General features: G+C 67.6%; 11 protein-coding genes. 7 read left to right on the forward strand and 4 right to left on the reverse strand.

Annotated features, from left to right (window positions below):
* On the reverse strand, nucleotides 1-394 hold a 394-nt coding region (locus tag ACTIL2_RS14325), incomplete at its 3' end, for a citrate/2-methylcitrate synthase (RefSeq protein WP_442338150.1).
* A gap of 359 nt (nucleotides 395-753) precedes the next feature.
* Between ACTIL2_RS14325 and serC the strand changes: the two genes are divergently transcribed.
* From serC to ACTIL2_RS14340, 3 genes are all read left to right on the forward strand, one after another.
* Nucleotides 754-1896 carry a phosphoserine transaminase gene (gene serC, locus ACTIL2_RS14330; RefSeq protein WP_442338151.1) on the forward strand — a complete coding sequence of 381 codons (1143 nt, stop codon included), beginning with the start codon at nucleotides 754-756 and terminating at the stop codon, nucleotides 1894-1896.
* Between the two features lie 101 nt (nucleotides 1897-1997).
* On the forward strand, nucleotides 1998-3017 hold the full coding sequence (gene sepH / locus ACTIL2_RS14335; protein WP_442338152.1) for a septation protein SepH: 1020 nt from the start codon (nucleotides 1998-2000) through the stop codon (nucleotides 3015-3017).
* A 4-nt stretch (nucleotides 3018-3021) separates the two neighbouring features.
* Nucleotides 3022-3957 (forward strand): DUF6928 family protein, encoded by a 936-nt coding sequence (locus ACTIL2_RS14340; protein WP_442338153.1) that lies wholly within the window; start codon nucleotides 3022-3024, stop codon nucleotides 3955-3957.
* A 173-nt stretch (nucleotides 3958-4130) separates the two neighbouring features.
* Here the strand turns inward: ACTIL2_RS14340 and ACTIL2_RS14345 are convergent, their stop codons facing one another.
* Nucleotides 4131-4976: a TrmH family RNA methyltransferase gene (locus ACTIL2_RS14345; RefSeq protein ID WP_442338160.1), complete on the reverse strand. Its 846-nt coding sequence runs from the start codon at nucleotides 4974-4976 to the stop codon at nucleotides 4131-4133.
* On the reverse strand, nucleotides 4973-6445 hold the full coding sequence (locus ACTIL2_RS14350) for an NCS2 family permease (RefSeq protein WP_442338154.1): 1473 nt from the start codon (nucleotides 6443-6445) through the stop codon (nucleotides 4973-4975). The genes ACTIL2_RS14345 and ACTIL2_RS14350 overlap by 4 nt, the downstream gene beginning before the upstream one ends.
* 73 nt (nucleotides 6446-6518) lie before the next feature.
* Between ACTIL2_RS14350 and ACTIL2_RS14355 the strand changes: the two genes are divergently transcribed.
* Genes ACTIL2_RS14355 through ACTIL2_RS14365 form a run of 3 tightly spaced genes read left to right on the forward strand, consistent with a single transcriptional unit; the run spans nucleotide 6519 to nucleotide 9305 of the window.
* Nucleotides 6519-7382 (forward strand): glutaminyl-peptide cyclotransferase, encoded by an 864-nt coding sequence (locus ACTIL2_RS14355; protein WP_442338155.1) that lies wholly within the window; start codon nucleotides 6519-6521, stop codon nucleotides 7380-7382.
* The gene (locus ACTIL2_RS14360) at nucleotides 7366-8712 is read left to right on the forward strand and encodes an MFS transporter (RefSeq protein WP_442338156.1); all 1347 of its coding nucleotides are present in this window, start codon (nucleotides 7366-7368) and stop codon (nucleotides 8710-8712) included. The genes ACTIL2_RS14355 and ACTIL2_RS14360 overlap by 17 nt, the downstream gene beginning before the upstream one ends.
* Before the next feature lie 44 nt (nucleotides 8713-8756).
* Nucleotides 8757-9305 carry a DUF2771 domain-containing protein gene (locus ACTIL2_RS14365; RefSeq protein WP_442338157.1) on the forward strand — a complete coding sequence of 183 codons (549 nt, stop codon included), beginning with the start codon at nucleotides 8757-8759 and terminating at the stop codon, nucleotides 9303-9305.
* A 16-nt stretch (nucleotides 9306-9321) separates the two neighbouring features.
* Here the strand turns inward: ACTIL2_RS14365 and ACTIL2_RS14370 are convergent, their stop codons facing one another.
* A complete protein-coding gene (locus ACTIL2_RS14370; RefSeq protein ID WP_442338158.1) occupies nucleotides 9322-9735 on the reverse strand; it encodes a cold-shock protein in 414 nt (137 codons plus the stop codon).
* Between the two features lie 438 nt (nucleotides 9736-10173).
* Here ACTIL2_RS14370 and ACTIL2_RS14375 point away from each other — a divergent pair, with 438 nt between their 5' ends.
* Entirely contained in the window at nucleotides 10174-10833 is a 660-nt protein-coding gene (locus ACTIL2_RS14375; protein WP_442338159.1) for a resuscitation-promoting factor Rpf1 domain-containing protein, read from the forward strand.
* Nucleotides 10834-11006: the final 173 nt, after the last annotated feature.

Here is an 11006-nt window from a genome sequence, read left to right on the forward strand (position 1 = left end):
CATTGCGCGGGAAGATCTTGAACTGGCTCTTGAAGTCCTCGTCGAGCAGCGTGTGCTTGCGGATGTTCGCGTTGAACTCGTCGAGCTGCGTGTTGTCCGGAAGCTCACCGTTGATGAGGAGGTAGCTGACCTCGTTGAAGGTGGCGTTGTTCGCCAGATCGGCGATGTCATAACCGCGGTAACGCAGGATACCGGCACCACCGTCGATGTAGGTGATCTCGGACAGCGTGGAACCGGTGTTCACGTAGCCCGGATCAACGGTGGTCAGACCGGTCTCGGCCAGCAGCTTGCCCAGGGCGAATCCGGAGTTGCCCTCCTTCGCCTCGACGATCGGCATCTCGTACTCGCCACCGGGGTAGTGGAGAACGGCCTTATCCTGGTTGTCGGAAGCCATTGACATCCCTTTCGTTATTCAGGTAATTAGGTGCTTTCGGTTGTACTCCTTACGGCAGGTTGCCCGCCTCAGGAGCCCGCATCGGATCGTCCGGCCCGTGCCACCCTGTTTTCCATTCCAGCGGACACAGAGGACCGTCGACGATCGTGGGATAGGACACACTGTACCGAATCCCGGCGGGAGGCAACACAGTAGGGCCGTACGGTATCCCCGTTGACCACCCCCACTCATCCCGCAGTGTGGGACAAGGTGTTCCACGGATGGCCCCCAAGGGCTAGGCTGACCACGGACCATTTGCACCCTGTTGCGCCCCCACGACGCACCGTTCCAACGACAAAGGACTGAAGAGAACCACGATCATGAGCGACCAGTTCCCCACCCTTCCCGAGAACCTCCTCCCCTCCGACGGACGCTTCGGCTGCGGCCCCTCGAAGGTCCGCCCCGCACAGATCGAGGCAGTCGTCGCCGGCGGACGGGACGTCATCGGCACCTCCCACCGTCAGCCCGCGGTGAAGAACGTCGTCGGCTCAGTCCGCGAAGGACTGGCGTCACTGTTCAACATCCCCGAGGGCTACGAGATCATCACCTCCCTCGGTGGCGCAACGGCGTTCTGGGACTCGGCGTCCTTCGGGCTGATCCGCAACAGGTCCGCACACCTCACCTACGGCGAGTTCTCCGGCAAGTTCGCCAGCGTCTCCACGAAGGCACCGTGGCTGGACGCCCCGGAGGTCATCTCCACCGAGCCGGGCACCGCCCCGTCCCCGTCCGCCCTGGACGGTGTGGACGCCGACCTCCTCGGCTGGGCCCACAACGAAACCTCCACCGGTGCAATGGTCCAGGTCAAGCGCCCGGCCGCAGCGTCCTCCGACGCCCTCGTCGCCGTCGACGCCACCTCCGGCGCCGGCGGACTGCCCGTCGACATCGCCGAAACCGACGTCTACTACTTCTCGCCCCAGAAGTGCTTCGCCTCCGACGGTGGCCTGTGGTTCGCCGCCTTCTCCCCGGCCGCCCTGGAGCGCGTCGAGGAGATCGCCGCGACCGACCGCTACGTCCCGGCGTTCCTGGACCTGAAGACCGCGGTGGACAACTCCCGCAAGAACCAGACCTACAACACCCCGGCCGTCGGCACCCTGCTGATGATGGACGAGCAGGTCAGGTGGATGAACGAGAACGGCGGACTGGACGGCATGGTCGCCCGGACCTCCGAGTCCTCCTCCATCCTGTACAGCTGGGCCGGGGCCCGCCCCGAGGCGTCCCCCTTCGTCGCCGAGGCGTCCAGCCGCTCGCTGGTCGTCGGCACGATCGACTTCGACGACTCCATCGACGCCGACGTCATCGCCAAGACCCTGCGCGCCAACGGCGTGCTGGACACCGAGCCGTACCGCAAGCTGGGACGCAACCAGCTGCGCATCGGCATGTTCCCGGCGATCGACCCGGAGGACGTGAGGACGCTGACCAAGGCCATCGACCACATCCTGGATTCCGGCGTCGCCGCGAAGTAGCCGCACCGTCCGGCCGCACGTCGCTGCAGCGCCGTCCAGCGGTTCTGCGATAGAGTCGAACAAACAATTCCCACCGTCACCGACAGTCCCGGAGGTCACCGATGCAGGAACTGCAGTTCGTCAAGGACGACAGCGATCCCTCGTCCCTGGTCCTCCGCGTCCTCCAGGTCTTCGACGACGTCAACGAGGACGGCGACGGTGACCATCAGGCCGAGTTCTTCCTGCCGGTCACCGAGGAACTGACCGAGTTCCTCGGCGTGGAAGCCACCGGGCCGGAGGAGACGGAACAGCCCGCACCGGAGCCCGAAACCCCTGCCGTCGCCGCGGTTCCCTCCGAACCAGCGCCCGCCGCCGATGAGGTTCCCGTTCCCCCGCACCGCGAGCGCGTCCACCTGCGTCCCCGTGAGATCCAGGACCGGATCCGCCACGGCGAGACCGTCGAGGAGATCGTCGCCTCGACGGGCATGGAGGAGCGGGGCGTGCGTCCGTTCGCCGTCCCGATCGACATGGAGCGCAACAGGGTCGCCGAGATCGCCCGCAACGCCCACCCCGTCCGCGCCGACGGCCCCACCGAGCAGCCGCTCAGGGAAGTCCTGGCCACCGCGTTCGGCGCCCGCGGCGAGAGCCTGCGCGCATCGGTCTGGTCGGCGGCGATGGACTCGAACGACCACTGGGTGATCTCCGTGACCTGGACGAAGGGCAACCGGGAGGGTGCCACGGAGTTCGTCGCCGAGTTCCGCTACATTCCCGACGCCGAGGGCCCTGACACGGTGCAACCGGTGAACTCCGTCGCCTCCGACCTGATCGACCCGCGTTTCGAGCGGCCGGTCCGCACCGTCTCCCCCGTCGTCCCCGCGAGCACCAGTGACGACAACCCCGATGCTGAACCGGACGGGGTGGACGAGTTCGACACGCCGGACGACACCGGGGCGTCGGACGAGCCGCAGGACGTTGAGTCGGAGTCCCCCGAGGACAATGACAACGCCCCGGTCGACCTGTTCGGCCGCCGCGCCGACAGTGAACCGAAGCGCAAGAAGAAGGCCGTGACCCCGCACTGGGAGGACGTCCTGCTGGGGGTGCGGACGAACCCGCGCGCCAATGGTCGGAACAAGAAGAAGTAGCCCCGTGGCCGCCGACACCACGGAGACCACCGTTGTCACATTGTGGTTCGTGACCGCCGCCGTCCCCCGGGACGTGCTGACCGCCGAACCCACCGCCGACCGCGGTTTCGCCCGCAAGTACCTCGCACAGCTCGGCGTGGCCCTGAACGACGGCGACGCGACGGTGATGCCGTCACCCGCACATATCGGCGACTTCGACATGAACCGGTCCACCCCGCCCGGCAGGGACGAGTTCTACATCGGCGGCTACCCGGGGGTCTCCGTGATCCAGACCGTGCTACCGGGGTTGCGGTTGCTCTCCGGGATTCCGGACCCCTACCGTGAGCTCATCGCCGCCGCCGACATCTACGCCAGTTGCCGGACCCCGGGCGACCCGGACGGAGTCGGCGGCTTCGCCCACTGGTCGGGCGGGGCACTGAAACGTGCGTTCACCGCCACACGGGAGACCATCTACGAGGACACCGGCCTGCCGGAGCCGTTCGAGGCACCGTTCTGGGAGGGGAACACCGAGGCCACCGGCATCCAGCTGCCGTTCATCCCCGGTGACATGGCGGCCGCCGCCGAGGAGTACTGGCTGGGCTTCCGGGTGGCCCGCGATGGCATCGACATTCCGGTGGCCGCCTTCGCGGTGGACGGTCGCCCCGAGCCCCGTGGTGGTGGGGTGACGAAGAAGGGTGCCCCGACGCGTGCCCCGCGGACGGGCCATGTGGGGCATACGGCGGCGCAGCGGGCCAACACGTCCGGCGAGAACGCCTACGACGACTACGCAGACGCCAAGGACCCCTCGACCCGGGAGACCGCGGACCTGCTCAAGGGTGCTGCGGGTTCCGTGGTGACAGGCATCGGACGCGGCATCCGCGGCGGCGCACGTCTGCTGCAGGACGGCGCACACTACATCGGCGACGAAGTCCGCCGCCGTGCCCGCAACGCGGGGCGGTGAGTCGGCGCCACCGTCACACTTTCACACTGTCAGCGATTTTCATTAAGCATCTGCAACGTCCCGACCTGCACATCTCACTATGTGGAAATCGCGACCGGTGTGAAAATCCCTGGCTCAGCACCGCGGATGCGGACGCAGACGCGACCGACAACGTCCTCCCTGGCCCGGATGTGTCAGAACTGGGCGGCGTAGAAGCCGACCGCCGCCGAGGTCGCCACGTTCAGCGAGTCCGTCCCCGGCGACATCGGGATCCTCGCCCGGACGTCCGCCGCCCGCATCGCGTGCTCGGTCAGGCCCGGCCCCTCGGCCCCGACCATCACGGCGACCCTGTCCGCACCGGACACGGCGGAAGCCAGCGTGGTGTCCGTCGACGGGGTCATCGCCACCACCCGGTACCCGCGCGACTGCAGGTCAGAGAGACCATGCTGCCACGTCGTCGGCCGGGAGCCCATGTGAGCGAAGGGAGTTCGCAGCACATGCCCCATCGATACGCGTACCACCCGCCGGTACAGCGGATCGGCGCACCCCGCCCCCAGCAGAACGGCCCCGACCCCCAGGCCCGCCGCATTACGGAACAGGGCGCCGATGTTCTCGTGGTCACCGACACCCTCCAGTACCGCGACCACGCGGTTGTCTGACGGCAGCGAGTCCAGAACCGTATCCACCGTCGGCTCATCCACCCGGTCAGCCGCTGCGACGAGCCCCCGGTGCATGTCGAATCCCGCGACCGAGGCCAGGGTCTCCCGGTCCAACTCGTACATCGGCACGCCGTCGAGTCCCGCAGCGACCGAGGGATCGGACGCCGCCGCGTCCTGCAGCTGTTCCAGACGGTGGGCGAAGCCCACCACGCACCGCACCGGGAAGCGGGACGCCGCCAGCCGCGGCACCACCAGGTTCCCCTCCGCGATCACCAGCCCCTTTCCCCCGGGGAGGTCGGGACGTTTGTCCGAGGAGTTCAGGTCGCGGACGTCGTCCAGGCGCGGGTCGGTGGGGTCAGCAAGGGAGATCACATGGGTCAGCCTATCGCGTCCATGATCGGGTCAATCCCGAAGAACACCACGAACAGCGCGGCAACCAGGTACATCAGCCAGTGCAGCTCCTTACCGCGCCCGGTGACCAGGTACATGATCGCGCAGGCGATGAAGCCCATGCCGATGCCGTTGGCGATGGAGTAGGTGTACGGCATGATCACGATCGTCAGGAACGCCGGCAGCGCGACCTCGAACCTCGTGAAGTCGATGTCGGTGATCTGGGCCATCATCATCGCTCCGACGACGACCAGCACCGGCGCTGCGGCCTCGATCGGCACCACCGAGTACAGCGGTGTCAGGAACATCGCAGCGAGGAAGATCAGTCCGGTGACCACGTTCGCCAGCCCGGTGCGGGCGCCGTCACCGATACCGGCGGCGGAGTCCACGAACACCGTGTTGGACGAGGCGGACACGGATCCTCCGACCGCGGCACCGGCGCCCTCGACGATCAGGGCGGTGCGCAGGTTCGGCAGGTTGCCCTGCTCGTCGACCAGCTGGGCCTGCTTGCCCAGGGCTGTCATGGTGCCCATGGCGTCGAAGAAGTTGGCCAGCACCAGGGTGAAGATCAGCAGGCAGGCGGACAGTGCGCCGACCTGGGCGAAACCGCCGAACAGGTCGACCGCTCCGACGAGGCTGAGGTCGGGCATGCCTCCCAGGGAGTCCGGTATCTCCGGTGTCGCCATCTCCCATCCCTTGCCGGCGTCGCTGTCGAAGGGACCGGCGACGGCCTCGATGATCATGGCGATGATGGTGGTGGCGATGATGCCGATGAACAGCCCACCTCGGATCTTCTTGGCCACGAGGATGCCGCAGGTGATCAGGCCGACGACGAAGATGACAGTCGGCCAGGTCGATATCGACCCGCCGGTGCCCAGTTCGACGGGGACGTTGGTGTTCGCCTCGTCGGGGACCCGGCTGACGAACCCGGAGTCCACCACGCCGACCATCGCGATGAACAGGCCGATGCCAACGCTGATCGCCGCCTTCAGTGAGTTCGGGATCGCGTTGAACACGGCCTCGCGGAAGCCGGTGACCGCCAGCAGGACGATGATGATGCCGTCGATGACGACCAGCCCCATCGCCTGCGGCCAGGTCAGCCCCTCGGTCGCGACGAAGGTGACCGCCACCAGGGTGTTGATGCCCAGGCCCGCCGCAATGCCGAAGGGGTACCTCGCGAAGACGCCGAAGGCGATGGTCATCACACCGGCCGCCAGAGCGGTCACCGCGGCCACGCGGGACGTCCCGAGCACGTCGCCGTTGGCGTCCTCGACAGTGCCGAGGATCAGCGGGTTCAGGATGATGATGTAGGCCATCGCGAAGAACGTGACCACCCCGGCCCGGACCTCGGTGCCGACGGTGGAGCGCCGCTCGGTGATGTGGAAGTACCGGTCCAGTGCACCGGACTGTCGCGGCTGCTGTTTCTCTTCGGCGCTCGTACCGCCGGTTGTTTCAGGCATGACTACAGAGAATCCCACCGCGGGCGCGGTGGTGCAACCGGGGAAGCCGGGGGAATGTGGCAGCATAGGAGTCATGTCTTCCCGCGTGCGCCGCCCCGGCGCGACACAGTCCGTGATCACCAGGGCCGCCACCGCGGTCCTGCTGTGCACCGGTCTCGTCACCCTCACCGCCTGCGGCAGTTCCGGCAGCAGCAACGGGAGCAGTGGCGGCGGCACCGGGGACGCGACGGTGCTGTCCTCGGAGGTCCTCGCCGAGCACCCGTTCGACCAGGATGCCTTCACCCAGGGACTGGAGGTCATGCCGGGGGGCGATCTGCTTGTCGGCACCGGCATGAACGGTGAGTCACGCATCTTCCGTGCCCCCGTGGAGGACGCCGCGTCCCCCACCGTCAGCGACGACCTCGACGAGGAGTACTTCGGCGAGGGTGTCACGCTCCACGACGACACGGTCTGGCAGCTGACGTGGAAGGAGAACACGGCGTTCCAGAGGGACCCGGAGACCCTGGAGGTCACCGGCGAGGCGTCCTACGACGGTGAAGGGTGGGGCATCTGCTCCGACGGCGGACAGCTGGTGATGTCGGACGGCACCGACGAACTGACATTCCGCGATCCGGAGAGCTTCGAGCCCACGGGCACCGTGGACGTCACCCTCGACGGCGAGCCGGTGGACCAGCTCAACGAACTGGAGTGCACCGGGGGCACGGACGGGGAGGACGCCGAGGTCTGGGCCAATATCTGGCAGGAGAACCGCATCGTCCGCATCGACCCGTCCAACGGTGAGGTCACCGGCGTTCTGGACATCGACCTCCCCGCCGGCGACAGGGACGGGGCGGACGTCCTGAACGGCATCGCGGAGAAGCCCGGCGAGGACGGCACTTTCTACCTGACCGGCAAACTGTGGGACACCCTGTACGAGGTGCGTGTTGCAGAAGAGTGACCGACGCGACCGCCCCGGGCCGATGGCGCGGGCGGCCAACTACGTCTATGGACTGATGGGGGCCAACGGCGCCCGCGAGTCCGGCCTGACCGCCCTGATGTGGACCTCGATCGCCAATTTCGCGGTGGACGCGGTGATGGCGGTCGCCCTCGCGGGGACGCTGTTCTTCTCCGCCGCCGAAGCGGAGTCCCGGACCTCGGTCGCCGCCTACCTGCTGGTGACGATAGCCCCGTTCGCCCTGCTTGCCCCGTTGATCGGCCCCGCGCTGGACCGTCTCCGCACGGGTCGCCGCCTGGCGTTGTCGTTGACCTTCGCCGGACGCGTCGTCCTCGCCGCCGTACTGCTGCAGAACTTCGATTCCTGGCTGCTGTACCCGGCGGCGCTCGGGATGCTGGTGCTGTCGAAGTCCTACGGCGTGCTGAAATCCTCGGTCACCCCGCGGGTGGCGCCCGATGAACTGGACCTGGTCCGCGCGAACGCCCGGTTGACCATCGCCGGGCACATCGGCGGTTCGATGGTGGCGGGCGGACTGGCCGCGGCCATCGCCTTCGTGCTGGACCCGCAGGCGTCCCTGTGGCTGCTGATGGTCGTCGCGCTGATGGGTATCTACGGCTGCGCCCAGATCCCCGCCTCCGCCGAGCGCGGTGAGGAGGAAGTGACCGTCAGCCCCTTCGTGCCGGACGGGGACGGTGGACGTGCCGACGGCGTCCTGCGGCAGTGGGGGCGCTCGATCCGGGTCCGCTTCCCGGACGCCGCCCGGACCTGCATGTGGGGCACTGCCCTGCAGCGCTGCGGAACCGGGTTCATGACCATCTTCACCGCTTTCGTCGCGAAGTCCTCCTCCGAACTGTCCGGTCTGGAGCAGTTGTCGATCCTTGCGGCCGTCGGCGCGGCCGGTGGCGTGGGCACCTTCGCCGGCAACGCCCTGGGCTCGCGCATCAGGTTCAGCAAACCGCAGTTCACCGTCCTGTTCCTGGGCGTGCTGTCGATCGTCACGGTCATCCTCGCCGCGGTGTGGGAGGGCGTTCCCACCGCGGCGCTGGCCGCCGGCGTCCTGTCCCTGGGCAGCGCGATGTCGAAGGTGTGCCTGGACGCCGCGATCCAGTCCGACCTGGACCCTGCGGCCCACGCCTCCGCCTTCGGCATCTCCGAGACGTCCCTGCAGTTGTCGTGGGTCCTCGGCGGCACCATGGGGATCCTGCTGCCCCCTGAGCTCACCATCGGTATGGCTGCACTGGCCGTGGTCGGTACAGTGTTCTACGTCAACGTCATCGCCGCGTCCCGCGGGGTCGGTGTGGGAGCACTGATCGGCCGGGTGCGCAGCCGTTGACCCCGTTCACCCGTCCCCCGGAGAACACAGGAGCCCCACCCCGCATGAGCACCACGACCACCAAGAAACAGCGCCGCAAGGCCGCACAGCGGCGCCAACTGCTGACCTTCCTCGGCATTGTGGTGCTCGTGCTGCTCGTCGCCGGTGTGGTCTTCGGGGTGCAGCAGTGGATGAACAACCGCCCGGGGACCGCCCCGGAGGACCTGCGCATCACGGCGACGGTCAATGGTGAGGAAAAGGAGTTCGCCCCCTACTACGTCTGCCCGGTCGACGCCGAGGACTGTGACGAGGAGGAGCCCACCGGGATACCCCTGGGCCCGGACGACGAGGTCACCTTCGAGCTCCCGGAGGAGATCTACGACCACGACTGGACGATGCTCCAGATCTTCGACGACCCCGCGGCGAACACCGAGAACTCCTACACGGCCCACGAGGAGACCGAGGTCACGGTGAAGGGGTCCTCCGACCTGGAGGACGATGAGGGCAACAACCCGCCCCTCACCGTGGTGGAGTTCCACTCACTGCAGATCGGCGAGGACGATGACGGTGAGGAAGAGCCCTACGGGGCGGTCTGGGCCTTCACACCGGAGTAGTAGGGCCCGGCCGCGGTCACCCGTCCAGCTCCCCGGCGATCGTCCGGAGGATCTCGGCGACCTGGCGTCCCTCCTTGCGGTCGGGACGCCGTCCCGACTCGAGGGAGGGCTGCACGCGGGACTCCAGGAGCGTGATGGTGTCCTGGACGAGTTCATGGAGCTTGTCGGGACTGTACTTGTGCTCGCCACGGCGGCGTCCGCGGTCGGAACGCTCGGACGGCGGCGGACCGTCGTCGAGCACCGAGACGCGCATCGCCTGCGGTCCCTTACGGGCCTCGGCGAAGTCGTACTCGAGACGCTGGCCCTTGACCAGTTCGGTCACTCCGTCGGGAAGCACCTGTGATCCGACGTAGACGTCATCACCACCGGGGTTCGAGACGAATCCGAATCCACGGTCCGCGTCGTACCACTTCACTTTTCCGGTAGGCATGGTCCCTGCCCGTCCTTTCTGACGTGACGTCACTGTCTCGGTGATCCCTGTTCGAGGATCAGGCCAGTCTACCGTCTTCTCATCCGGCCGCCGATCCCGGATGGGGCCACCCGGCGCCAGTCCCATGCGCACCACACGCCCCAGGCACCTCAGATTCAAGAGATGTGATAAAGATCACACTGTAGAAGATCACGGTATGGTAACGGACCGGACACGGAAAGGTAACACCCAGGACAGCAGGGGTTTCCGTCAGCCGTGCAATCGCGTCACAGAATCCGCGTCAGCCTGCAACAACCGGTGAATCCACGGGAATGGCGTGACTCAATCGTGATAAACCGATAGTGTCTTGCCCAGCGACGGATACGCGGCGGAGGACCCCGCAACGTCCGACACATTGATTCACGACCCAGACTCCGATCCGAAAGGACTTCCCGCAGCATGGGACAGCACAGCATCCGCAAGAACCGCTTCACCACCAAGCGTCTCGCCGTCACCGGCATGACCGCCCTCGCACTCGGTGCCGCCATCGCCCCGGCCGCCAACGCCGCCCCGGACTCCGACTGGGACCGCCTGGCCGAGTGTGAGTCCGGCGGAGACTGGTCCATCAACACCGGCAACGGCTACCAGGGTGGCCTGCAGTTCTCCGGGCAGACCTGGAACGGCCACGGCGGCCAGGAGTTCGCCTCCACCGCCGACCAGGCATCCCGCGAAGAGCAGATCGTTGTCGCCGAGCGCATCCTGGAGAGCCAGGGCTGGGGCGCATGGCCGTCCTGCTCCTCCCAGCTGGGCCTGAACTCCGCTGCCGAGCAGCGCGACGCCCCGGCCGCACAGCCGGCCCCGGCACCCGCCCCGGCCGAGGCCGCCGCCAGCCAGCTCAACGAGCAGTCCGACGTCCTCGCCATCGACGCCGTCTGGGACGAGATCACCGCCGCCTTCAAGGACAACGGCATCGAGGTTCCGAAGGAGGTCCACGACCTCTACCAGGACAACCGCCACGAGCTCAACGGCCACTACAGCGCCGCGACCGACCAGGTCGAGGACGCCGCCAAGCAGGCGAACGCCGCAGCTGACGACCTGAAGGTCGCCTTCAACCTCTAAGCCACACCCGGCTTAGCGTCGCGGCCCGGTATTCCGGGCCGTAACCCCCGGTCCCCGTAACGGCCCCCTCCCTCAAGGGAGGGGGCCGTTGCGTATCCGGTCCGGCTGCGCACCTCACACGGACCCCCACCACATCCTCATGCCCCCGGGCACGCTTCCTCGACGAAAGCGTG

It is taken from the genome of Corynebacterium sp. (assembly GCF_052107835.1).
GTDB lineage: Bacteria > Actinomycetota > Actinomycetes > Mycobacteriales > Mycobacteriaceae > Corynebacterium.